Annotated in this window: 17 protein-coding genes; 8 read left to right on the forward strand and 9 right to left on the reverse strand. The window is 72.2% G+C overall.

Annotated features, from left to right (window positions below; translation table 11 throughout):
- Positions 1-170: 170 nt before the first annotated feature.
- Positions 171-323, forward strand: a complete 153-nt coding sequence (locus ACIOD2_RS41140) for a hypothetical protein (protein WP_400550740.1) — start codon at positions 171-173, stop codon at positions 321-323.
- 48 nt (positions 324-371) lie between these two features.
- Here the strand turns inward: ACIOD2_RS41140 and ACIOD2_RS41145 are convergent, their stop codons facing one another.
- From ACIOD2_RS41145 to ACIOD2_RS41155, 3 genes are all read right to left on the reverse strand, one after another.
- Positions 372-4,520: a carboxypeptidase regulatory-like domain-containing protein gene (locus ACIOD2_RS41145; protein WP_400550742.1), complete on the reverse strand. Its 4,149-nt coding sequence runs from the start codon at positions 4,518-4,520 to the stop codon at positions 372-374.
- 28 nt (positions 4,521-4,548) lie between these two features.
- On the reverse strand, positions 4,549-4,746 hold the full coding sequence (locus ACIOD2_RS41150) for a hypothetical protein (protein ID WP_400550744.1): 198 nt from the start codon (positions 4,744-4,746) through the stop codon (positions 4,549-4,551).
- Between the two features lie 124 nt (positions 4,747-4,870).
- Positions 4,871-7,735 carry an ATP-binding protein gene (locus ACIOD2_RS41155; RefSeq protein ID WP_400550746.1) on the reverse strand — a complete coding sequence of 955 codons (2,865 nt, stop codon included), beginning with the start codon at positions 7,733-7,735 and terminating at the stop codon, positions 4,871-4,873.
- 172 nt (positions 7,736-7,907) lie between these two features.
- Between ACIOD2_RS41155 and ACIOD2_RS41160 the strand changes: the two genes are divergently transcribed.
- Positions 7,908-8,489: a GNAT family N-acetyltransferase gene (locus ACIOD2_RS41160; protein WP_400550748.1), complete on the forward strand. Its 582-nt coding sequence runs from the start codon at positions 7,908-7,910 to the stop codon at positions 8,487-8,489.
- Position 8,490: 1 nt separating this feature from the next.
- On the opposite strand, the gene ACIOD2_RS41165 is transcribed toward ACIOD2_RS41160, so the two are convergent.
- From ACIOD2_RS41165 to ACIOD2_RS41175, 3 genes are read right to left on the reverse strand one after another with little or no spacing between them, the layout of a single operon-like run.
- Positions 8,491-9,303, reverse strand: a complete 813-nt coding sequence (locus tag ACIOD2_RS41165) for an ABC transporter permease (protein ID WP_400550750.1) — start codon at positions 9,301-9,303, stop codon at positions 8,491-8,493.
- Positions 9,300-10,061 carry an ABC transporter permease gene (locus tag ACIOD2_RS41170; RefSeq protein WP_400550752.1) on the reverse strand — a complete coding sequence of 254 codons (762 nt, stop codon included), beginning with the start codon at positions 10,059-10,061 and terminating at the stop codon, positions 9,300-9,302. Before ACIOD2_RS41170 ends, ACIOD2_RS41165 begins: the two co-directional genes overlap by 4 nt.
- 3 nt (positions 10,062-10,064) lie before the next feature.
- Positions 10,065-11,054 carry an ABC transporter substrate-binding protein gene (locus ACIOD2_RS41175; RefSeq protein WP_400550754.1) on the reverse strand — a complete coding sequence of 330 codons (990 nt, stop codon included), beginning with the start codon at positions 11,052-11,054 and terminating at the stop codon, positions 10,065-10,067.
- 102 nt (positions 11,055-11,156) lie between these two features.
- On the opposite strand from ACIOD2_RS41175, the gene ACIOD2_RS41180 reads away from it, so the two are divergent.
- From ACIOD2_RS41180 to ACIOD2_RS41190, 3 genes are all read left to right on the forward strand, one after another.
- A complete protein-coding gene (locus ACIOD2_RS41180; protein WP_400550756.1) occupies positions 11,157-11,867 on the forward strand; it encodes a methyltransferase domain-containing protein in 711 nt (236 codons plus the stop codon).
- A gap of 239 nt (positions 11,868-12,106) precedes the next feature.
- Complete coding sequence (locus ACIOD2_RS41185; protein ID WP_400550759.1) at positions 12,107-13,345, forward strand: Tm-1-like ATP-binding domain-containing protein; 1,239 nt, start codon at positions 12,107-12,109, stop codon at positions 13,343-13,345.
- Between the two features lie 7 nt (positions 13,346-13,352).
- The gene (locus tag ACIOD2_RS41190) at positions 13,353-14,177 is read left to right on the forward strand and encodes a phosphoenolpyruvate hydrolase family protein (protein ID WP_400550761.1); all 825 of its coding nucleotides are present in this window, start codon (positions 13,353-13,355) and stop codon (positions 14,175-14,177) included.
- Here the strand turns inward: ACIOD2_RS41190 and ACIOD2_RS41195 are convergent.
- The 3 genes from ACIOD2_RS41195 to ACIOD2_RS41205 all read right to left on the reverse strand — a co-directional run bounded on the left by ACIOD2_RS41195 (position 14,174) and on the right by ACIOD2_RS41205 (position 16,804).
- Positions 14,174-15,166: a hypothetical protein gene (locus tag ACIOD2_RS41195; protein ID WP_400550763.1), complete on the reverse strand. Its 993-nt coding sequence runs from the start codon at positions 15,164-15,166 to the stop codon at positions 14,174-14,176. The genes ACIOD2_RS41190 and ACIOD2_RS41195 overlap by 4 nt on opposite strands.
- Positions 15,167-15,175: 9 nt before the next feature.
- Positions 15,176-15,943: a polysaccharide lyase family 7 protein gene (locus ACIOD2_RS41200; RefSeq protein ID WP_400550765.1), complete on the reverse strand. Its 768-nt coding sequence runs from the start codon at positions 15,941-15,943 to the stop codon at positions 15,176-15,178.
- An 81-nt stretch (positions 15,944-16,024) separates the two neighbouring features.
- The gene (locus ACIOD2_RS41205) at positions 16,025-16,804 is read right to left on the reverse strand and encodes a hypothetical protein (protein ID WP_400550767.1); all 780 of its coding nucleotides are present in this window, start codon (positions 16,802-16,804) and stop codon (positions 16,025-16,027) included.
- A gap of 148 nt (positions 16,805-16,952) precedes the next feature.
- Between ACIOD2_RS41205 and ACIOD2_RS41210 the strand changes: the two genes are divergently transcribed.
- The 3 genes from ACIOD2_RS41210 (at position 16,953) to ACIOD2_RS41220 (ending at position 22,785) form a co-directional block, all read left to right on the forward strand.
- Complete coding sequence (locus tag ACIOD2_RS41210; protein ID WP_400550769.1) at positions 16,953-19,970, forward strand: DEAD/DEAH box helicase; 3,018 nt, start codon at positions 16,953-16,955, stop codon at positions 19,968-19,970.
- Positions 19,963-20,685 (forward strand): hypothetical protein, encoded by a 723-nt coding sequence (locus ACIOD2_RS41215; RefSeq protein WP_400550771.1) that lies wholly within the window; start codon positions 19,963-19,965, stop codon positions 20,683-20,685. The genes ACIOD2_RS41210 and ACIOD2_RS41215 overlap by 8 nt, the downstream gene beginning before the upstream one ends.
- Before the next feature lie 177 nt (positions 20,686-20,862).
- Entirely contained in the window at positions 20,863-22,785 is a 1,923-nt protein-coding gene (locus tag ACIOD2_RS41220; protein ID WP_400550773.1) for a LamG-like jellyroll fold domain-containing protein, read from the forward strand.
- The last annotated feature ends 70 nt before the right edge of the window (positions 22,786-22,855 follow it).

Raw genomic sequence — 22,855 nt, forward strand, 5'->3', positions numbered from 1 at the left:
TGCTCGGTAACGTCATGTCGGTCACCGCGGCCTGGTTCGCCGCTGGTCGTGGTCGTGTATCTGTGTGAGCGCGCCAATTTGGGCAGGGCTTTGCTTCGCCTGCGCGCGTGACGCGGGCCTGCCGGATCTCCTCGCGGGCTGGTTCGCAGGGGTGGTGGTCGTGTACCTGCGTGAGCGCACCAAGCTGGGCAGGGCTTTGCTTCGCCTGCGCGCGTGACGCGGGCCTGCCGGATCTCCTCGCGGGCTGGTTCGCAGGGGTGGTGGTCGTGTACCTGCGTGAGCGCACCAAGCTGGGCAAGGCTTTGCTTCGCCTGCGCGCGTGACGAGGGCCCGCCGGATCTCCCCGGCGGGCCCGCGTCGACTCACTCTTGCTAGATCTTCGGCAACGCCACGTCCGTCACCGCGGCCTCGCCGGCCCGCACCTTCGCCTGCCGGAACTGGGGCTGGTAGCCGTTGGCGGCGACCGTGACCACCAGCGGGTTGTAGCCCTTGTCCAGCCACAGCCGGTAATGGCCGTGCGCGTCGGTCTTCAGGGTGTACGACACCTCGCCGCACACTCCATTGTGGACCATGGTGCAGACCTGCACCGTGGCGCCGGCGATCGGCGTGCCCGACGCGGCGTCGGTCACGTCACCCGAAAGCTCGCCCCACGCCTTCGGCGGCGCGGCCTGCAGCGAGACGGGCAGGGCCGCCACGGCGTACGGGCTGTCGGTGTCGATCGCGAGCGTCGCGGTGTACTTGCCGGGCTGGGTGACCTTGCCGGAGTCGATCGTCACCGTGACCTTGGCCGTGGCGCCGGGCGCGATGTCCAGCTGGGTGCCCGCCTCCGACAGCCAGGCCGCGTCGTCGTCACCGCACTGGTCGTAGCCCGGCAGCGCCGCCGTCGTGCGCAGCGCCGGCACGAACGAACCGACCTGGTACAGCGCACAGGCGCCGCGGCCGCCGCCGTAGTACTCCTGGGGCAGGTCCGGCAGGAACGACCACCGGTCGCTCACCGGGTCGTACTCGATGGTGTGCGCGGTCTCGCCCAGCGGCGAGGTGACGCCGCCGTCGCCGGTGAACCCGCCGGCGAGCTGCAGGCGGCCGTTCGCCCCGCTGTAGGCCATCTGCGAGACCTGGTACGGCGCGTCGGCCACCTTCGTCCACGCGGCGGTTCCCGGCTTGAACACGTAGGCCGACCTGATGCTCGAGCCGCCGCCGACGTACCCGCCGGCGCACACGAGTCCACTGTGGACACCCGCGCAGGCCGCGTCGCTCTGGGCCTCCGGGTAGTCGGGCAGCGCCGACCAGGCGTTGCGCGCCGGGTCGTAGACGTAGGCCGACTTCACCGGGTCCTTGCCGCACACGCTCGCGCACCCGCCGACCACGTACAGCTTCCCGTCGAGGGTGGCCGCCGTGCCGCCGTAGAGCTTGGCCGGCAGGTCCGCCGCCCGCGACCACGTGTCCGTCTGCGGGTGATAGGCGTACGTGGTGTTCAGGACGCCGGTCATCCCGGCCCCGCCGACGACGTACAGCGAGCCGTTGAGGAACGCCGCCGCACCGCGCATCACCGGCTCCGGCATGTCCGCGATGGACGACCACGCCGCGGCGACCGGGTCGTACACGTAACTGCGGGCCGAGGGCGAGAGCATGTGCATGGGCATGCCGCCCGCGCTGTAGACCTTGCCCTGGTACGCCCCGAGCGCGCTTTCGTAGGTGAACTCCGGGACGTTCGCCATCGGCTGCCAGCCGGCCGCCGCCGACGGGTCGACCGCGGTGAACCCGGTGGCGTGCTCGCCGAGCGACACGTGCAGCGGCGCCGTGCCGGAGTTGGTGAGCTTCACCGTCTGGGTCGCGACCTGCCCCATCGTCTTGCTGACGGCGAGGCCCGCCGAACCGACGGCCAGCCGCCCGGCCTTCATCTTGACGTCCTGGCGGGCCACGGAGTTCAGCGCCGTGGTGATCGACAACGCCGGTGACGCGTAGCGCGGATAGGTCGCGGTGTACTGGTGCGCGCCGGTGGTGTCGAACAGCTCGTAGAAACCGTCGGGCAGGGCCACGTCGTCCGGCGTGGGCGTGCTGACCGCCGAGTGTGCCGCATCCGCCACCGTGACGTCGTTGAGCGCCTGACCGGTGTTGGCGTCGGTGACGACCCCGGCGACCAGGCCGCCGTCGTGGGCCGTGCACGAGCCGACGACGACGTCGTCGAGTTCGCCGAGCGAGTTGCCACCACCCTGGAAGTGGAAGCGCACGCGCACCGAATCCTGGCCCACGGCCTGCGGCAGCGGGATCGACACCGTGGCCTGCACCAGGTCGGTGGTGTGGTGCCACAGTGAGGTCCAGGTGGTGCCGCCGTCGAGGGAGAGGTCGGCGTCCATCGCGCTGTCCCCGTCCGGCAGGTACAGCCCGCCGAACGACAGCACCGGCGTCTTGTCCCCGGTCAGGTCGAGGACCGGCGAGGTGAAGGTGGTGTCCTCCGCCTTGCCACCGCGGGTGATCGGGCTCGCGATCGCGTAGTTGCCGGTGCCGATGAAGTTGAACAGCTCGTTGCCGTCGTCGAACGCCCACCCGGTCGACGCCGGGTCGGTGTTGGTGACGGTCCACCCGTCCTTCGGCGTGGCGCCGGTCCAGCCGTCGAAACGGGTCAGCGCGGCGTGGCCGTAACCGAGGGCGGTGCACGCGTCCGGGTCCACCGCGGCGGTGAAGTCCTGCCGGACGGCGGAACCGCCGACGGTCACCTTCGGGTCGAGCGGCCGGTAGCCGGGCCGGACCGGGCTGACGTGCAGCTGGTAGTCCGCGCCCTGGGGCAGGTCGACGGTGTAGCGGCCCGAGAACGGGTCGGTGTACACGGCACCGCCGGGGTAGCCGTCGATGGTGATCTTCGCGTACAGCGGCCAGCCGTGGCCGGAGCCGTCGGTCACGGTGCCCGACACGGCCTGCGTGGCGATCTTCGTGATCGCGTAGTCGGCCGTGAGTTGTTGGCCATCCACAATGGACAGAGAGCCGCTGCCGGACTCGTAGCCGAAGCGGGTCACCTGGACCCGGTAGGAGTCGGCGGCGACGGCGAGGTGGTAGGCGCCCTGCGCGTCGGACGTCGCGTGGTAGACGTTGCCGGTCACCTGGCCCGTCGCGGTCACCGTGGCGCCCGCGACCGCGGCGCCGGTGGTGTCGCGGACGTGCCCGCCGACCGTCCCTTGTGGAGTGTAGGCGAGCGTCCCGACGCCGTGGGGTGAGCCGAGGCCGGTCGGGCCGTCCCAGCCGGGGCCCGCGGTGCACAGCACGGTGCCGCACGCGCCGTTGGTGCCGCCGGTGACGTCGTAGAGGTCGTTGCCGTGGTTGAAGTACGGGTAGGTCGCGGGGTTCGTGCCCGGCCGCGGGTCGCCGGCCAGCGCGTACATCGCGGCGATCAGCGGCGAGGACAGGCTGGTGCCGCCCACCTGGCCCCAGCCGCCGGTCTTGCCGGTGTCGTAGACCGCGAAGCCGCTCGCCGGGTCGGCGATGGCGGAGACGTCGGCGAGGGCGCGGTTCGCGCACCCGGTCGCCACGTCCTGCTGGTAGGCGGGCTTCGCCTCGTAGAGGGAGCAGCCCGAGCCGGCGCCGGACCAGGCCTGCTCGCTCCAGCCGCGGGGGTTGGCCGGGTCGTGGTAGAGGTTGGTGCCGCCGGCCGCGACGACGTCCGGGTTGGAGGCGGGCCAGTCCTGGTTGCCGTAGGCGTGGTCACCGGTCGAGGCGACCATCGCGACACCCGGCACGCTGTAGTGCGTGTCGAGCGTGCCCTGCTCCGGGTCCTCACCGTCGATGCCGTAGGAGTTCGAGACGAACTTCGCGCCGAGCTGCACCGCGGTGTCCACGGCCACGACGATGTCGTACGGGCTCGTCGAATCCGCCTCCACGAGCAGGATGTGGCACGCCGGGCAAGCGGCCGACACGGCGTCGAGGTCGAGGGAGGTCTCCTGCGCCCAGCCGTCGTCGTCGGCGGGGAAGGCGGTGCCGCCGCGCTGGTCGGCCTTGCGGAAGCAGCCGTTGTCCGTGGTGCAGGCGGGCAGCCCGAACTGCGCGCGGTAGACGGCGAGGTCGGCCTCGGCGTGCGAGTCGCCGAGCGCGTCCACAATGGCCACGGTCTTGCCCGCCCCGCCCGCGGGCAGGTCGTAGGCGGCCTGGATGTCGGCCGGACCGAGCGAGTCCGGCAGGGGAGCCGCGGCACTGCCGAGCGGGCGCAGGTCCTGGCCCGCCTTGAGCAGCGAATTGCAGGTCACGGTGAACGGCTTGGGCTTGGCCGGGTTGCAGCCGGTCGGCGCGTACAGGGCCTTGGGTGGCTGCGCGGCGGGCTTGCCGGTGCTCGCCTGCGCCGCGTCGGCGGTGGCCGCGGCCTTCGCGTCGCCGGAGGTGGCGGCCGCGCCGGGCGCCGTGACCCCGGGGGCCGCGGCGGTGCTCGCCGGGCGGCCGTCGAGGGAGGTGCTGCCGGTGACCAGGGCCAGGCCCAGGCAGCCGGCGAGCACCGGGACTACGAGCGCCAGCAGGCGCCCCCGGGGGACTCTCAAGGGGAATCCTTTCCGTTCGGACCGGAGCTCAGAGGGGTTCGTACCCCGCGGGCAGGTCGCGCCCGCCGGCTCCGCTCGCGCGGCCGGACCGGTCGCCGGGCCGCGGTGCGGCATCGGCGGGGTCCGGGGTGGAGGGGTGGGGATCGGTTCCCGCGACGGCCTCGGCGGGCAGGGTGCCGGTGGTGCGGTCCACCGGGTGGTCATCGCCGGGTCGTGTCGCGTTCACCGGCGAAGTATCGGGGCGCGAGCACCGCGTTCGCGATTGGGCGGATGACCTAATCTGCGGCCGCGGGCCCGGCCGAAGTCCATGAGGGGCACCCTCATGGCTCTTAAGTCCATGAGGGTGCCCCTCATGGACTTCCGGGGGGTCGGCGGGTGACCTTGTCCGTGGTGGCGGGTGTGATTCCCGCTTGCGTGGCGCTCACCGCGAGGGCCGTGCGTGAGCTGACGTGGTGCTTGCGCATCGCCGAGTTCAGCTGGGCCGCGACGGTCTTCGGCGACCGGGAGAGCTCCCGCGCGATCTCCGGGTTGGTCAGGCCCGTCAGCAGCAGCCGCACGACCTCCAGCTCACGCGGGGAGAGCTGGTCGCCGTACCCGCGTCGGCCGCCGCGCCACACGGCCGCGGCGGCGCCGTGCTCGCGCTGGGTCGCGCGGACGCGCTCGGCCGCCGCGCCCGCACCGAGGGCTTCGAACCCTTGCAGCACTTCGCCGAGAAGGGCCAGCCCCGCCTCCCGGTTGCCCTCGAGCAGGCAAGCGGCTTGGCGTTCGCGCGCCAGTAATCCGTCGTACGGCCGCGACAGCGCCTCCCACGCGGCGGCCGCCGCCGCCCACGCGGTGGGGTCGTCCCGCGCCAGCAACGCCCGGCAGACCAGCGCCGCGGCGGCGACCGCAGCCCCACTGCGGGCGGCGGCGAACTCCGTCACGAGCTGTCCGGCTTCGGCGTCGCGTCCGGCGGCCAGCAGCGCTTCCACGCGCACCGGCGCGAGTTCCCGGGCCCACAACCAGATCTGCTTGTGCGCCACCACGGCCATCGGCTCTTCGGTGACTTCGAGCGCCTCGCCGACCCGGCCGGCGGCGAGGTGCAGCCGGGCGAGCGCGGCGGCGGGCTCCAGGGGCATGTCGGCGATCCCGCGTTCGCGGGCTTCGCCGAGCACGAGCGTCAACTTCCGCTCGACCTCGGGACCCGGTGCGGTGGCCGCCTGCAGCAGCGCGCCCACCAGCGTCGTGTCGAGCTGGATCAGCGGTTCTTCCACGAGGTCGGCGAACTCGGCGACCCGCTCGGCGAGCCCGTCCCACGCACCGGTGAGCCAGTCGAGGCGGATGAGCGTCGTGAGGGTCATGTCGCGCAGGCGCTGCAACCCGTGCCGCTCGGCCAGCTCGACGGCGCGGTCCAGCCGGGCCCGGGCCTCGCCGTAGCGGCCCCAGTGCACGGCCGCGTCCCCGAAGTTCAGCAGGCCGCGGGTGATCTGCAGGGGGTCGGCGGTGTCGTCTTCGGGGACGGTCGCGGCGACGGCCCAGCCGGTGTCGTCGCCCAGCTCCAGCAACGCCGTCGCGCGGTCGACGACGAACGACAGCCGTTCGTCCGCCGGGACGGCCGAGGTGATGACGGTTTCCGCGCGGTCGAGCCAGGCGCGGTGTGCCTGCGCGGGCCACGCCGTGCCGGCGGGACGGCCGAGCACCGACATCGCGTGCGCGGCCGCGACCGGGTTGCCCGCCAGGTCGGGAATCGCGCGTTCCAGCTCGGCGGCGCCGGTGACGTAGTCGCCGGCGTGCATCAGCAACCGGCCGAGCTGGCTGCGGATCTCGGCGCGCTCACGGCGTCCGAGCACCGCGCTCTCCAGCACGCCGCGCACGGTGCGCACGAGGTCGACGCGGCCGAGGTAGCCGGTGAACGCGAACAGCGGCGTCTTGCGCGTCAGCCGCGCCACCGCCGACGGCGGCAGCCCGGGTTCGGCGAGCAGGCCGTGCAGGAACAGGGCGGCGGTGTGGTGGTCGCCGGACGCGAGCGCGAGATCCGCCGCGCGTTCGGCGTATTCGCACCACTTCGCCGTCTCGCCCGCTTCACGGAAGTGGTGCGCCAGCACGTCGATCGGCGCGGGGTCGCGGGCGGCGAGCGCCTTGCCCGACCGCCGGTGCAGCTCGCGCCGCGCGCGCCCGCCGATGCCGTCGTACACGGCCTTGGCCGCGAGCAGGTGCCGGAACGCGAGCAGGCCCCGGTCGTCCTCCACGAGCAGGCCGCTGCGCGCGGCCTCGTCGATCGCCGGCCCCGCCCGGCCGGCGGGCAGCCCGCCGACCTCGGCGACGTCCTCCTCCGTCGCGGGCGTCGCCAGCACGGCGCACGCCCGGAGCACCGCCTGCGCGCCGGGTGCCAGCCGGGCGAGCCGCTCGGCCACCGCGTCGCGGATCGTCGGCGGCACGGCGATCTCGTCGAGCGAGCGGCGGATCCACTCGCCGCCCTGCCGGATCAGGTCGGCGCGGTCGCGCAGCAGCCGGACCGACTCCTCGAGCGCGAACGGGATCCCGTCGGTGTGCCGGTGCAGCAGCCGCGCGAACGGCTCGGACACACGCTCGCCGCCCAGCATCGACGACACCAGCTCCGCGGTCTCGGTCACGTCGAGCGCGCCGAGGGTGATGCGCGGGTAGCGCGACGACAGGCGCGGCAGCAGGCTGCCGTCGCCCACCTCGTCGGGCCGGTAGGTCAGCACGAGCCCCGGCCGCCGCTCCTGGCGCGCGGCGAGGAAGAGCAGGAACTCCAGCGTCGTCTCGTCGGCCCAGTGCACGTCCTCGACCACGAGCACGCCGACCTCGAGCCGGTCGAGGACCTCGGCGAGCGCGCGCAGGAGCCGGTGGCGGGCCGCGCCGGCGTCGGCGAGGCCGTCCGGCGCCGGCGGCAGGTCCCACTCGGGGAAGAGCGGGCGCAGGGTGCCGGCGAGCGGGCTCAGGCCGAGACCGGCGACACCCGGGCGGGCCTGGCGGAGGGCGTCGACGACCGGGCCGAGGGTAAGCGCTTCCCGCAGCGGCGGGCAGCGCGCGACGAGCACGCCGGGCCCCGGGAGGAACTCCCGGACGAGCCGGCTCTTGCCGATCCCGGCTTCGCCGGCGACGAGGACGACCCCCGGATCGCCGAGCGCGGCGGTGAGCCGGCCGAGCTCGTGGTCACGGCCGACGAGCCGGGGCGTGCCGACGGCGGTGAGGTCACGCGCGTCAGCCGTCACCGGTCTCCCCGTTCCTCGCGCCGCTCGTCCGTCTTCGACGGATTCTTGGCAGGAAGGACCCGGCAGGCAAGCGTTCCGGGTCACGTTTCACATCTCCGCCCCGGCGTCCGGGCAAAACGGACGGTGGTCTGCGTACTGGAACCGGCTCCCGGCGTGTGGCACGGTGACCGTCGTGGAACCTTGGGAGATTCGTCCCGCTTCGCGGTTCGAAGACGTCGCGGCGCTGCTCAACCCCAGCGGAAACCCGCGTGCCTGCTGGTGCCTCGCCTACCGGATCACCTCGGCCGAGTACAGCGCCTTGCGCGGTGAACAGCGGGCTTCGCGGGTCCGGGAGCTGTGTGCCGGCTCGCCCGCGCCGGGTGTCGTCGCCTACGAGGGTGACACGCCGGTCGGCTGGTGCGGGGTCTCGCCCCGCTCGCGGATGGAGCGGCTGGTGCGGTCGCGGACCATCCCGGCGCTCGACGACCGGCCGGTGTGGAGCGTCGTGTGTTTCGTGGTGCGGTCGCCGTTCCGGCGGCGAGGCGTGTCCCGGGCCCTGCTCGACGGCGCCGTCGAGTACGCCCGCGAGCAGGGCGCGCCGGCGGTGGAGGGCTTCCCAGTCGACACCGAGGGTGCGCGGATCAGCTCGAGCGCCGCGCACGTGGGCACGACGACGTTGTTCGAGGCGGCGGGGTTCGAGCGGGTCGGGCCGACGCTGGCGCGAGCCGACCGCCGGGTCCGCTGGCACATGCGGCTCGAACTGCCCGGCCGCTGAGCTACTCCACCCCTGACGCGTGGTGCCGGCCGAGGGCGCGGTTCTCCACCAGCAGGAACAGCCAGTTCAGCAGGTTGCCGAGGACGCCGACCAGCGCGATCCACGCCCACACCGCGGACAGGTCGAAGCTCTGGCTGGCCAGCTGGAACTGGTAGCCGATCCCGTTCGTGGCGCCCACCAGCTCGGAGATCACCATGAGCACGAGGGACAGGCCGAGCGCGATCCGCATGCCGGAGAAGATCTTGGGCAGCGACGCCGGGAGGACGACGGTGAACAGCAGCCGCACCGGGGAAGTGCCGTACACCCGCGCCGTGTCGACCATGACCGGCTCCACCGACTGCGCGCCCTGCACGGTGTTCAGCAGCACCGGCCAGATCACGCCGAACACGATCGTCGCCAGCTGGACCGGGGTGCCGATCTTGAACAGCACCAGGAACACCGGGAGCAGCGCGGGGGCCGGCAGCGCGCGGCCGAAGTTGACGATCGCGTCGGCGTAGTCGAGCCCGGCGCGGGAGCGGCCCAGCACGAGACCGAGGATGACGCCGGCCGCGCCGCCGACGAGCCAGCCGGCCAGCAGCCGTCCCAGGCTCGGCACGATGTTCTCGAGCGCCACCTGCGTCAGGAACAGGTGACTCGCCGGGCCGGAGAACCACAGTGCGTGCATCTTCCCGGCGATCTCGACCGGGGTCGGGAAGTACGTGTCGTCGAAGTACGCGGTCAGCGCCTGCCACACGAGCAGGCACGCGACGAACACCGCCCACCGCTGGAGGACCCCGGCCACGAGCCGGGCCGGCGCCTCGGTCCGCCCGGTCATCGCACCTCACCCGGCGCCCACACGACGAACTTCCGTTGCAGCGCCGCGAAAGCGCTGTTGCTCAGGTAGCCGAGGACCCCGGCGACCACGGCGCCGGCCAGCACGACGTCCAGGCGTCCGCTCTCCTCGCCGTACTTGATGAGGTAGATCCCGACGCCCCGGTCGCCGCCGAACACCAGCTCCGTGGAAACCACCACCAGCAACGCGAACGTCGCCGCGATGCGCAGGCTGGTGATCGCGAACGGCACCACGTCGGGCAGCTTGACCCGCAGGAGGATCGCCAGCCGGCCGAGGCCGAAGGACCGCGCGGTTTCGAGGTACCCGCGCTCGACTTCGCCGAGTGCGTAGACGATGTTGAACAGGATCGGCCAGGCACCCGCGTACGCGGCGAGCATGATCTTGGTTTCCGCGCCGTCCATCAGGATGATGTAGAACAGCGGGAACCACATGATCGCCGGGATCGGCCGCAGGAACTCGATCACCGCGCCGACCGCCGTGCGCACCAGCGGGATGCTGCCGAGCAGCAGGCCGGCGGGGACGGCGACCAGCACGGCGACGCCCACCGCGATCAGCCACGCGAGGAGTGTCGCGATCAGGTCGAGCAGGAACTCGCGCTCGCCCAGCATCCGCGCCAGCGCGACGACGACCTCGGACGGGGGCGGGAAGTACTCCCGCGTGATCACGCCGGAGCGGCTGAACCCCTCCCAGCCGAGGAGGAGCACCGCCACTCCGGCGAGGCGGCGGAGGATCCGGCGCATGACCTACGACGCCGGCGCCTGGTAGATCATCGGCCCGACGTCGAACTTCTTCTTGAGGTCGCCGTAGGTCAGCATCAGGTCGGCGACCTTCTGCAGCCTGGCCTGGTCGATCGCGGTCGGGAAGACGCCGGTGCCGACCGCCTGCGCGACGCCCGGGTCGATCTTGGCGTAGTCCTGCAGGGTCTTGCGGACCGTCTGCTGGTCGGCGAGGTCGCCCTGGCCCTTGGCCATGGCGCCGGCGAAGGCGGCGGTCGTCTTGGGGTTGTTCTTGACGAAGTCCGCCGGCGCGACGTAACCGCTGATCGAGAAGTCCGCGACCGGCCCGGTCGCCCGGTCGGCCACGACCTTGACGCCGAGTTTCTGCTTGGCCATGGTCAGGTTCGGTTCCTGCAGCGACATGACGTCGATCTGCCCGGTCTGCAGGGCGTTCAGCGCGTCCGCGGTCGGGATGACCTTGAACTGGACCCGGCCGGGGTCGGCACCGGCGGCCTTGATGACCGCCTTGCTGGTGAGTGTCACGTTGCCGACCAGCGCGTTGACGCCGACCGACTTGCCCGGCAGGTCCTTCGCCGAGGTGATCGGGGACTGCGGCATCGCGACCAGCGCGGTCATGCCCGGCTTGGCCTGCAGGCCGTCGGCGACCGTCCGCACGTCGACCGCCCCCTCCGCCTGGGCCGCGATGAACGACGACCAGTTGCCGAAGGCGAAGTCCAGCTCGCCCGTCTTGAGCTTGGGCACCGCCTCGGTGGCGCTTTTGATGGTGACCAGCTCGACCTGGAGGCCGGCGGCGGTGAAGTAGCCCGCGCTGCGTGCCCGCTCGAAGCCGGCGATGTCGAGCAGCTGCGGGATGATGCCGACCTTGACGGTCGCCTTCTCGACCTTGTCGTTGCCGCCGGCGTTGTCGTCCGACCCGCCGAGCAGGCCGCACCCGCCCAGCGCGGTGACCGCGGCAACCGTGACCGTGGCGGTGATCCACCGCCGGAATGTGCGCATTTCCACCCCTCCCTCGATCCCGAGAGGGGAGAATACCGGTTTGTTGTCGCCCGGCTGGGAGAAAATGCGAAAATAACCGACCTGATCGACGGGGGGACAGTAATGCCCAAAACGGACGAATTCCGCCCCGAGAACCGCATCGGCGCGGTTCTCGTCAGTTCGCGCTCGCTCGACGAGTACCGCCGGATGTTCGCCCTCACCGACGCCGACCTCGCCGGGCGCGTCCTCGACTGCCCCGGCGGCGCGGCGAGCCTGACCGCGGAGGTCACCGCGGCGGGCGGGCACGCGCTGGCGTGCGACCCGGTGTACGAGCGCCCGGTCGAGCAGGTGCGGGAGGCGGCGCTGGAGAGCCTGGGCCGCGGGTACGCCTACCACCAGGCCAACCCGGACGAGTACGTCTGGACGTACTTCCGCGATCCGGACCACTACCTCGAGTCGCGGACCCGGTCGGCGGAGCTGTTCGCGGCCGACCGCGCCGCGCGCCCGGAGAACTACGTCCACGCCGAGCTGCCCGCGTTGCCGTTCGCGGACCGGCAGTTCGACCTGGTGCTGAGCTCACACCTGCTGTTCAGCTACGCCGACCGCCTCGACCGCGAGTTCCACGTGGCGAGCCTGCGCGAGCTGGCGCGGGTCGGGCGCGAGGTCCGCGTGTTCCCGCTGGTGCCGATGGGCCTGGCCGAGAACCCGGAGCTGGCACCGGTGCGCGCCGAGCTGGCGGCCGCCGGGCTGCACACGACCGTCCGGCCGGTGGACTACGAGTTCCAGCGCGGCGGCGACGCCATGATGACGATCAGGCCGGCCGGCCACGACTAGTGCCGGGCGAGCGATCGTTGTCATGGCTCCGATCACGGGGGTGGCGGCCGACGTAGCCGGCGCTGGCCAGGCCGAGCGCGATGACCCGCGTGCGGACCCGGCCCCGGCAGCCGGGACAGCTCGACCTCCCGTGATGATCGCCGCCGCTGTGACCGCAGGCTCTCGCCGGCGAATCGCCCTAGAGTCGAGCCCGGGCCGGCCTGGTGTGAGACGGTCCGAGGTGACGGAAGGGGCTGTTGATGGCGACCGTGGTTCTCCTGGGAACGCTGGACACCAAAGGTGCGGAGTACTCCTGGCTCCGGGACCGGCTCGCCGGGCACGGCGTCGACGTCCTGACCGTCGACGCCGGGTCGTTCTCCGACAGCCCGCTCGCCGACGTGTCCTCGGACGAGGTCATCGCGTCCGCCGGGGCCGACGCCGGGCAGCTGCGGGACCGGCGCGACCGCGGCGAAATGATGACCGTGCTGGCGGACGGCGCGGCCGCCACGGTGCGCGACCTCCACGGGCAGGGCCGCCTGCACGGGCTCCTGGCCGTCGGCGGGTCGGGCGGGTCCTCGGTCGCGGCCCCGGCCATGCAGGCCCTGCCGGTCGGCGTGCCCAAGCTCCTGGTGTCCACGATGGCCAGCGGCGACGTCCAGCCGTACGTGGGCGAGGTCGACGCGACGCTGATGTACTCCGTGGTCGACGTCGCCGGGATCAACTCCGTCTCGGCGGCGGTGCTCGGGAACGCGGCGGCCGGCATCGCCGCGATGGCCCGGGCGTACGAGGCCCGGATCGGTGACCAGGGCACGGACGAGCACGCCCCGCTGGTCGGGCTGACCATGTTCGGCGTGACGACCCCGGCCGCGGACGAAGCGCGCGAGCGGCTGACCGCGCTGGGCTACGAGGTACTGGTCTTCCACGCCACCGGCACCGGCGGCCGCGCGATGGAGAAGCTGGTGGCGTCCGGCATGCTCGCCGGCGTCTGCGACCTGACCACCACGGAACTCTGCGACGACCTGGTCGGCGGCGTCCTCAGCGCGGGTCCGGACCGGCTGGAGATCGCCGGGCGGCTCGGCGTGCCGCAGGTGGTCAGCCTCGGCGCGCTGGACATGGTCAACTTCGGCCCGCGGGAGACGCTCCCGGCGCGGTTCGAAAGCCGCAACGTCCTCGTCCACAACCCCACGGTCACGCTCGTCCGCACAACCGCCGGCGAAATGGCCGAACTCGGCCGTCGCATCGCCCGCAAGCTGGCCGCGGCCACCGGGCCCACCGACCTGTTCATCCCGCTGCGCGGGGTCAGCGTGGTCGACGTCGACGGAGCGCCGTTCCGGGACGCGGATGCCGACGCCGCGCTGTTCGAGGCGCTGCGCGCGGGCCTCGACGGCTCGGCGGTGACCGTGCACGAGCACGACCTGGCCCTCAACGACCCGGGCTTCGGCGCGGCCATGGCCGACACCCTGCACCGCCACCTTGCCCCGACCTCGAAGGAGCGCTGAAACCGAGATGAGCCGCGAAGAGATCCTCGCCCGGTTCCGCGCGCAGGTGGCGGCCGGGAAGCCGGTCATCGGCGGGGGAGCCGGCACCGGCATCACCGCGAAGTCCGCCGAGGCCGGCGGGATCGACCTGCTGATCGTCTACAACTCGGGGCGGTTCCGGATGGCCGGGCGGGGCTCGTTGTCCGGCCTGATGCCCTACGGCGACGCCAACGCGATCGTCATGGAGATGGCCGCCGAGGTGCTGCCGGTCGTCAAGACCACGCCGGTGCTGGCCGGGGTGTGCGGCACCGACCCGTTTCGCGTCATCCCGCGTTTTCTCAAGCAGGTCAAGGAAACCGGGTTCGCCGGGGTGCAGAACTTCCCGACCGTCGGCCTGATCGACGGGACCTTCCGCGCCAACCTCGAGGAGACCGGGATGGGGTACGGCCTCGAGGTCGACATGGTCCGCGCCGCCCGCGAGCTGGACCTGCTGACCGCCCCGTACGTCTTCGACGAGGAGCAGGCGGCCGACATGGCCCGGGCCGGCGCGGACATCCTGGTGCCGCACATGGGACTCACGACGGCCGGCACGATCGGGGCGCACACGGCCATCACGCTCCAGGAGGCGGCCGAACGGGTCCAGGCCCTGGCCGACGCCGCCAAGCGGGTCAACCCGGACATCCTGTGCCTCTGCCACGGCGGGCCGATCGCCGAGCCCGACGACGCGAAGTACGTGCTGGACAACACCAAGGGGATCGCCGGGTTCTTCGGCGCTTCCTCCATCGAGCGGCTGCCGACGGAGGCAGGCATCCGCAAACAGACCGAAAGCTTCAAGGCGATCGTGGTGAACTAAGGCGTCGCGCAGGGCAGGTCGCCGCTGCGCAGGGCGTGGTCGTCGTCGTTGCCGTCATCCGACCACAGCACGGTTTTGCGGCCGCCGGCGCACGTGGACTGCGGGGCGATCGCGAAGCCTTCGTTGTTGTAGTTGGACATTCCGCTCGGGCGGTTGTAGGTCGCCGAGACCGTGAAGGCGCCCTGCCGGACGTCGAGCGTCGTGGTCTGGCCCTTGCAGGTGTCGTCGCACGCGGCCCACAGGTGCCCGGTTCCGGGCTCGAACTCCAGGTCCATCACGGCCGGGAAGCCGCTCTTGAACGACGCGACCCGGGTGTAGCCCGTGCCGTTCAGGTCGAGCGCGTAGGCGTAGACGGTCCCGTTGGACTCCAGGCCGGCGAAGTACAGACCGGTGCCGTGCCCGGGATACGCGGCCGGGTCGTAGGCCTTGCCGGTCTTCTGGTCGGCGAAGGCGTGCGCGGTCAGGTACGAGTCCGGGATCCAGGAGAGCGCTTCGATGCCGGTGTTCGCGTCCGACTTCGGCAGGTCCGGGGTGAGGTCCCACTGCCCGGTGGCGTCGAGGGAATCGCTGCCGCCGTCCGGGTCGAAGCGCAGGATCTCCTGCTTGCTCTTGCTGTTGTGGTCGTTGTCGCGTTCGGTGGCCGCGAAGATCCCGTCCGCGGTGACGACGACGCCTTCCGCGTCCGCGTCGCCGCTGCCGCCGGGGTAGTGGAGGGCTTTGCCGTCCTGCCAGCCGTCCGCTGGTGTCCACTTAGGACCGTCGGGGACGAGCCGGTACAGCGAACCGGGACCGTTCTTCACCGCCCAGAGCACGCCCGCGCTCTCGAACGACAGGCCGCTGAGGTTTTCGCCGAACACGTTCGCGTCGTCGGCGACCTGCACGGACGCGCTGCCCGGCCAGGCGGCCGCCGCCTGCGCCTGAACCGCCGTCGAGCCGCAGGCGGTCAAGAGCACCGCGATGAGCACCGGCAGTCGCCGTCGAAGAGTCATGATCCGCCTTCAGCCGGAGTGGGTGACGGTCAGGCCGCGGATGACGACTTCGCCGTAGTTGCCGTCCGAGCACGGCGCGGACTTGTCGCAGTTGGCCTGGGTGTAGGCGCCGGCCTTGAAGTAGGCGCCGCTGAACTTCTGGGTGATGGTCGTCTGCAGCACGCCGTTGTAGTAGGCCTTGACCTTCCCGCCGGAGACGACGTACTTGGCCTCGAACACGGTGCCGAGCCGGTAGTCGCCGGTGACGAGCTTGTAGTGGGTGTCGTCGCCCTTGGTGACGTAGAGCTTGGTGCCCTCGAGGCGGAACACGGTCAGGTCGTCGTCGGAGCCGTGGATCTGGCCGGCGACCACCTGGTCCTTGTCCTCGGGCAGGTGGGTGACCGCTTCCTTGACCACCATCGTGTGGGTGCCCGAGGTCGAGGACCAGCTGGCGTTCTTCGACCCGTCGGTCTCGCGCAGCTCCGAGCGCGGATAACCCGAGCCGCTCGTGGTGACGCCGTTGACCGCGGCCCGGAACTGCACGCCGGTGCAGTCGGCCGTGGTGGTGAACCACGGGTCGGCGCGGTAGGTCGCCAGCTCGGGCTGCTTCACGTTCTTGGGGTTCTCGGCCTCGCCGATCGGCAGGCCCTCGTACCAGTTGTGCAGGTCCAGCACGTCGGCCGGAGAGCTGCAGGCCGGTGCCGTTCCGCTCGGTGCCGCGATCGCCGTCGCACCCCCGGCGAGCACCGCCACGGCACTCAGGACCGCCGCCGCGATCATCCCGCGCTTGACCGTCATCGGTTCCCCCTGTGTATGCGGCTGCGGACGCATCGTAAGTTTTCGCCAAGCAGTGCGTCAACGGTGTGATTCATTGACTCGTCAGAGGTAGTCGCGCATCGCGGTGGCTTCCACCACGAGCAGTTCGGCGTCCTGGAGCGGGTCGGCCCAGTGCGCCGCGGTGGCGGCCGGGCGGGGCGCGCGGGGGGAGGGGTCCACCTTGAACTCGAGCGCGTCGGCCGCGATCTTGACCGTGCGGAGCCGCTCCTCGATCAGGGCGAGCTCGCGTTCGGCGTCCGCGATGCCGCGGCGTGCTTCGGCGCGGGCCGCGCCGTCGAAGCCGTGCCGCTTGTCCGCGGTGTACTCGGCTTTCGCCGTCTCCAGCCGGAGCGCCCGGCGCACCGCGCCCCAGACGACGTGCTCGAGCCGCCGGCCCCGGTCGAAGGCACCGGTGCGCCACGCCGCGGACTTCGCGATCCGCTCGCCCAATGCGCAGAGGCGCACGGCCTGGCCGTTTTCCCCGGTGACGTCGACGCCGGGCTCTTCCCCGGTCTGCTTGCGGTAGCGCTCCAGCGCGTCGCCGGGTCCGAAGGACACTTCGACGCCGACGAGCACGAGGCCGGCGACCGCGCCGAGGGCGACCCACAGGACGGCGGGCCAGAACCCGTCGGCGAAGAGGATCGGGAGCGCGATCGTCGGCGCCAGGAAGAGCAGGACGGCGAGGCCGCCGAGGATCTCGTCGACCCGGTGGTTCACGCCGCCCGCCGGGGTCAGGGTGTAGCCGCCGGCCAGCAGCCGCGGGTCGAAGACCCGGTAGCCGGCGTCGGTGCGGATCAGGGTGGGCAGCTCGGTGAGCCGGGCGCCGGGCGCGAGTCCGTCCATCGTTGCTCCTGGTTCGACCGGTCGGAAGCCGAGCAAGCGGACCGTAACCAGGCCGGCTCGGGAGCCCTCCCGGGAACCGCGGGCGAGCGCCCCGGCCGCCGTGCGACGATCTGCGGGGAAGCCGGACCGGACGAAGGAGCTCCAGACCTTGCCCTTGGTGCACGCTCTGTGGTCTCCGGGCCGGGGGCTGCTGCTGTGGGCGGAGCACGACCGGGGGCCGACCGGCACGTCGAGCCGCTCGGCGCAGATCGCGCTGCCGCATCCGTTCGCGGTCTCCAGCGCGCAGCTGACCACGCTGCACCCCGGCAAGCCCACGTCGGCGACGCTGCTGCTGCCGTCGCGGGCGAACCGGCCGCTCGCCTCCTCCGAAGCTGCTCCGGGCCGGCGTGGCCCGGCGCCGACGGTGCGGCCGTGGTCGGTGCCGGCGTTGATCGTGGACACGACCGAGCTGGACGACCTCGACGACTCGGCCTCCTACGGCGCTTCGGTCACCTACCTGCGGGCGGTGTCCCGCCTGGCCGCGGACCTGGTGGGGCGCGGGCGGGTGCTGCCGACGCTGGTCCGCCAGGGCGACGCGGCGGAGGCCCGGTGGCGCCCGGTGCTGCAGGGTGTGGACTTCGTCGCGTTCGACGCACTGGTCACGGCCATGCCGCCGGTGGGGCGGGCCGAGCAGATCGCGCCGCTCACCGGGGCCTCGCCACGCGCGCTCGTCACCGACGCCCTCCACACCCTGGTCGACACGGCGGTCCGGGACCGGCTGGCCCGGGCGGATCCGCCCGTCGACCTACACAGGGGCCGGGGAGCGGTCGGCGTGTGGCTGTCCGCGCTGCAGGGCGGCGCCGCCCGCGTCGAGCTGCCGCTGGGTGAGCTCGGTGTGCTGGCCGAGGCCGTCGCGAAGTGGGACGAGGTCGCCGACACCGACGTCGTCGACGGCCGGGCGTGTTTCCGGCTGGCCGAAGTCGGCACCCTGCGCCGGCCGGACGTGGACGATCCCGACGACCAGACCGGCGACGGCACCAAGTGGCAGCTGCAGTTCCTCCTGCGCGCGACGGCCGATCCGAGCCTGCTGCTCTCGGCCGGGCAGATCTGGTCGGGTGAGGCGAACGGGCTGGTCCGGGACCCGCGGGGGCTGTTCGTCGCCGAGCTGGGCCGGGCCGCGCTGATCGAGCCGATGCTGGCGCCGGCGTTGCGCCGGACCCAGCCGTCCGAGTACGACCTGACCGTCGAAGAGACCGAACGGTTCCTCACCTCAGGTGCGACCCGGCTGCTCGAGGCCGGGTTCGAAGTGCAGCTCCCGGCCACCTGGGACGGCAGGCGCCGGCTCGGGCTGCGGCTGTCGGTCAGCAGCACGCCGTCGGAGCAGGTCGTCACCCGCAGCCGGGTGGGCCGCGACGAGCTGGCCGCGTTCCGCTGGTCGATCGCGGTGGGCGACACCGAAATCGGCGAGGAGGAGCTGGCCCGGCTCGTGGCGGCGAAGACACCGCTGGTCCGGCTGCGGGGCCGGTGGATCAGCGTCGACGCCGAGAGGCTCCGCGCCGGTCTCGAGTTCCTGCGCCGCGACCCGCACCGGCACACCCAGCCTCCCACCGCGGCCGAGCTGCTGGAGCTGGTCAACTTGACGCGGGAGGCGCCGCTCCAGGTCACCGACGTCAGCGCCGACGGCTGGGTGGGGGACGTCCTGGCCGAGCGCGTCCACGAGGGTTTGCGGCCCGTCGAGCTGCCGCCGTCGTTCCGCGCCACGCTGCGCCCGTACCAGCGGCGGGGTGTCGCCTGGCTGGCGTTCATGGCGGGACTGGGGCTCGGGGCGTGCCTGGCCGACGACATGGGCCTCGGCAAGACCGTCCAGACGCTGGCGCTGGAGGCGCTCGAGCGGGACGAAGACGATCGACGGCCGACGCTGGTGCTGTGCCCGATGTCGCTGGTGGGCATGTGGCAGCGGGAGGCGGCCACCTTCGCGCCGGGCCTGCGGGTCCTCGCTCACCACGGCAACGCCCGCGCACACGGGGACACGCTCGCCGAGCAGGTCGCCGCGGCCGACCTCGTCGTCACGACCTACGCCACCGCTGCCCGTGACGCCGACGAACTCGAGACGGTCACCTGGCGGCGCCTGGTCCTCGACGAAGCGCACGCCATCAAGAACGCCGACACCGCGACGGCCAAGGCGGTGCGGCGGTTCACCGCCGGGCACCGGCTCGCGCTGACCGGCACCCCGGTGGAGAACCGGCTGGCGGACCTGTGGTCGGTGCTGGACCTGCTCAACCCCGGGCTGCTCGGCAGCCGGTTCGAGTTCCGGCAGCGGTTCGCGGCGCCGATCGAGCGCCGGGGCGACACCGCCGTGGCCGCCACGCTGCGCCGGCTCACGCAGCCGTACCTGCTGCGCCGAGTGAAGACGGATCCCGTGATCGTCCCCGAGCTCCCCGAGAAGATCGAAATCCGGCAGGAGTACCGGCTCACCCGCGAACAGGGCACGCTGTACCGCGCGATCGTCGACGAGATGATGAAGAAGATCGAGAACAGCCAGGGCATCAAGCGCCGTGGCAACATCCTCGCCGCGATCACGAAACTCAAGCAGGTCTGCAACCACCCCGCGCACCTGCTGCACGACGGCTCCCCGATCGGGCACCGCTCCGGCAAGGTCACCCGCCTCGAAGAGATCCTCGCGGAAATCCTGGCGTCGGGTGACCGGGTGCTGTGTTTCACGCAGTACACCGAATTCGGCCACCTGCTCGTGCCGCATCTGAGGGACCGGCTCGGCGCCGAGGTCGCGTTTCTCCACGGTGGCTTGGCAAAGGGCGCGCGGGACGCGATCGTGGACCGCTTCCAGGCCGGCGACGGGCCGCGGATCCTGCTGCTGTCGCTGAAGGCGGGCGGCTCCGGGCTCACGCTGACCGCCGCCAGCCAGGTCCTGCACCTGGACCGCTGGTGGAACCCGGCCGTGGAGAACCAGGCCACCGACCGGGCGTTCCGGATCGGCCAGGGCCGCACTGTCCAGGTCCGGAAGTTCGTCTGCCCGGGCACCATCGAGGACCGCATCGACACCCTGATCACCCGGAAACGCGCGCTCGCGGGCCTGGTCGTCGGCGAGGGCGAAAGCGGGCTCACCGAACTGTCCGCGGATGCGCTGCGCGGGGTGCTGGCCCTGGGGGAGGAGGCGCTCGATGACTGAGCCGCTCCCGTGGTGGGCGACCCGGTTCATCCGCGCGTTGACAGCGGTCGGCGTCCTCCTGCCCGCGCACGGCCGGGGGAGCGTCGTGTCGTTGGAGGTCGGTGCCGGGCGCGTCGACGCCGAGGTGCGGGACGGGCGCCCGTACCAGGTGCGGATCGGGCTGACGGCGTTCGGGAAGGCGGACTGGGCGGCGATCACCCAGGCGCTCGCCGCGAAGGCGTCGTTGACGGTCCAGCTGCTCAGGGGCGAGCTGCCCCGTGACGTCGAACAGATCTTCAAGGCGCTCCGGCTGCCGTTGTTCCCGTCGTCGGCGCGGGAGGTGTCCCTGGACTGCACCTGCCCGGACGCCGAAGTGCCGTGCGGGCACCTGAACGCCGTGTTCTCCGCGCTGGTGGCGCGGGTCGGCGACGATCCGTTCACCGTCCTCGCGTTGCGCGGCCGGGACCGCGAAACGCTGCTGGAGGAGCTGAAGAACCGGCTCATCTCCGCCGAACCGCTCGATCCCGAGTTCCCGCCCCTGACCGAAGTCATGGACACCTTCTTCGCCAGCGGCCCGGCCCCGGGCCTGAGCGGCGCGGCACTGCTGCACGGCCCGCCGTCCGGCGCGCTCCTGGACCAGGCGCCGCGGTTCGCGATCACGGCGGGCGGCGAGGACGTCACCGAGCTGCTGCGGCCGGTGTACCGGGCACTCACCGGAGAGCTGCCGCCGGAGTAGCACGGGAATCGCGCACCGGACAGGAATTGTCAAGCAGGACAAGGATTGTCAACCCGGAAGACGTCGACGTAAGGGAGCCGACGTGAGTCGGCCATCTGGTGTTCGTGTCGGCTCAAGCAGGCGGGAATAGCGTCCGGGCCGTTGCAGGATTCTCCCGAAAACCGAATGAGGCACATCATGCGCGAAAACCAGGCGGGCCCGAACCGACGGTCCTTCCTGCGCAACGCGGGCCTGGCCGGCGTCGGCGCGACGGCGCTGGGTGCGCTCGGCGCCGCACCGGCCCAGGCCGACACCGCGGACAGCGCGAACCGAGGCGGCGGCGGCCGGTGGAACCCGGACGGCGAGAGCCTCCAGTTCACCGTCGCCGTGATGCCGGACACCCAGTACCTCTACTGGGGCAGCCAGAACAGCATCAACCCGGAGCCGCAGGAAGCGTCGCTGCGGTACGTGATCCAGAACAGCGGCAAACCGGACAGCAACATCGTCTTCCTGGCCCACCTCGGCGACCTCACGCAGGACGCCGACGTCACGTCGTTCCAGGCCGTGGACAAGACGTTCAAGACGGCCGACTCGGCCGGCGTCGCCTACAGCGTGCTCGCGGGCAACCACGACGTCTCCGGTGACGACACCCGCGGCACCACGCCGTACCTGCAGACGATGGGCCCGCAGCGGTTCCGCCGCCAGAAGTCGTTCCTCGGCTCCGACGCGAGCGGCTACAACACCGCGCACGTCTTCCGCGCCGCCGGGCGCGAATGGCTGCTGCTGGCCATGGACTGGCGCACGTCGGCCGCGGGCTTCGCCTGGGCCAACGACGTGATCAAGAAGAACCCGCGGCTGCCGGTGATCCTCACCTGCCACGAGATCGTCGCGCCGACCTACGGCGACGAGGTCTACCCGTACGAGTCGGGCGACCCCGAGAACAACGCCGGGATCACCGACTACGGCCAGACCGTGTGGGACTCGCTGATCAAGGACAACGACCAGATCTTCCTCACCCTCAACGGCCACTACTGGCCCTCGGGCCGCGTGACGAAGAAGAACACCGCCGGCCACGACGTGCACCTGCACATCACGAACTACCAGAACCGGTACATGAGCGGCGGCGGCATGCTGCGCCTGTACCACTTCGACCTCGAGCGCAACACGATCGACGTCGAGACGATCTCGCCGTGGATCCTCGAGAAGGACCCCGCGAAGCGCAACCGCATGGAGGTGCTGGAGTCGCGGCTCACCACGTCCGTCGACCGGTTCTCGACGCCGTTCGACTTCGAGCAGCGCTTTTCCGGCTTCATCCCGGTGCCGGTCCGCCCGGCGCGCCCGGCCGGCAAGGTGCTCGTGCCGGGCACGCTCGCGTACTGGCGCTTCGACAACGTTGGCCCGAACGGCAGCCCCGTCACGGCCGGCCAGAAGGTGCGCGACCTGTCGGGCCACGGCAACGACCTCATGCTGCAGTCCGTCGCCGGCACCGCCCCCGACGCCCTGACCTGGACCGACGACCACCACCCCGACCAGCCGGGCCACGCCAGCCTCCGGTTTGCCGGCGGCCGGAGCCCGCTGCACGGCGCGTACCTGAGCACGGGTGCGGGCGCGCCGCTGAACACCGAGACGTTCAAGCGCGGCTACACCATCGAGACGTTCGTCAAGATCCCGCGCGACTGGGACGGCGGCACCAACGGCAACATGCCCGTCCTGGTCCGCCGCGGCGCGTCGGGCGACGCGGGCAAGCACGGCAAGAACACCGACCCGAAGGAGCCGGTGGCCCAGCTCATGACCACGAACAACGGTCGTGAGGTGCAGTTCAACTGCTACCCGCTCAGCCAGACCTACCCGACCACCAACTGGAGCCACGGCCTGGCCGAAGACCAGTGGTGGCACATCGCGGTCGTCAACGACGGCCACCGCACCACGGTCTACGTCGAAAGCGCCCCGGTGGCCGACAACCCCTTCACCGACTCCGTGGGCATCGCCTCCCTCGGTCTCACGTGGCTCCTCGGCGGCCACGAGTACGGCGGCGCACTCGACAACGTGTTCCACGGCTGGATCGGCGACGTCCGGATCGTGAACCGCGCGCTGCGCTTGGACGAGTTCCTGACGAAGTGACCCATGCGGCAGCGGGGGACCGGGTGGTCTCCCGCTGCCGCGGGTGTCCCTTGTGCTGCCCCTTCCGCCG

It is taken from the genome of Amycolatopsis sp. NPDC088138 (assembly GCF_044741685.1).
GTDB lineage: Bacteria > Actinomycetota > Actinomycetes > Mycobacteriales > Pseudonocardiaceae > Amycolatopsis.

What these genes read in the sequence shown, in the direction of transcription:
- ACIOD2_RS41165 (WP_400550750.1), bottom strand. Translation starts at nt 9,303, where the DNA reads ATGACCGGGCGGACCGAGGCGCCGGCCCGGCTCGTGGCCGGGGTCCTC.
- ACIOD2_RS41170 (WP_400550752.1), bottom strand. Translation starts at nt 10,061, where the DNA reads ATGCGCCGGATCCTCCGCCGCCTCGCCGGAGTGGCGGTGCTCCTCCTC.
- ACIOD2_RS41175 (WP_400550754.1), bottom strand. Translation starts at nt 11,054, where the DNA reads ATGCGCACATTCCGGCGGTGGATCACCGCCACGGTCACGGTTGCCGCG.
- ACIOD2_RS41180 (WP_400550756.1), top strand. Translation starts at nt 11,157, where the DNA reads ATGCCCAAAACGGACGAATTCCGCCCCGAGAACCGCATCGGCGCGGTT.
- ACIOD2_RS41185 (WP_400550759.1), top strand. Translation starts at nt 12,107, where the DNA reads ATGGCGACCGTGGTTCTCCTGGGAACGCTGGACACCAAAGGTGCGGAG.
- ACIOD2_RS41190 (WP_400550761.1), top strand. Translation starts at nt 13,353, where the DNA reads ATGAGCCGCGAAGAGATCCTCGCCCGGTTCCGCGCGCAGGTGGCGGCC.
- ACIOD2_RS41195 (WP_400550763.1), bottom strand. Translation starts at nt 15,166, where the DNA reads ATGACTCTTCGACGGCGACTGCCGGTGCTCATCGCGGTGCTCTTGACC.
- ACIOD2_RS41200 (WP_400550765.1), bottom strand. Translation starts at nt 15,943, where the DNA reads ATGACGGTCAAGCGCGGGATGATCGCGGCGGCGGTCCTGAGTGCCGTG.
- ACIOD2_RS41205 (WP_400550767.1), bottom strand. Translation starts at nt 16,804, where the DNA reads ATGGACGGACTCGCGCCCGGCGCCCGGCTCACCGAGCTGCCCACCCTG.
- ACIOD2_RS41215 (WP_400550771.1), top strand. Translation starts at nt 19,963, where the DNA reads ATGACTGAGCCGCTCCCGTGGTGGGCGACCCGGTTCATCCGCGCGTTG.
- ACIOD2_RS41220 (WP_400550773.1), top strand. Translation starts at nt 20,863, where the DNA reads ATGCGCGAAAACCAGGCGGGCCCGAACCGACGGTCCTTCCTGCGCAAC.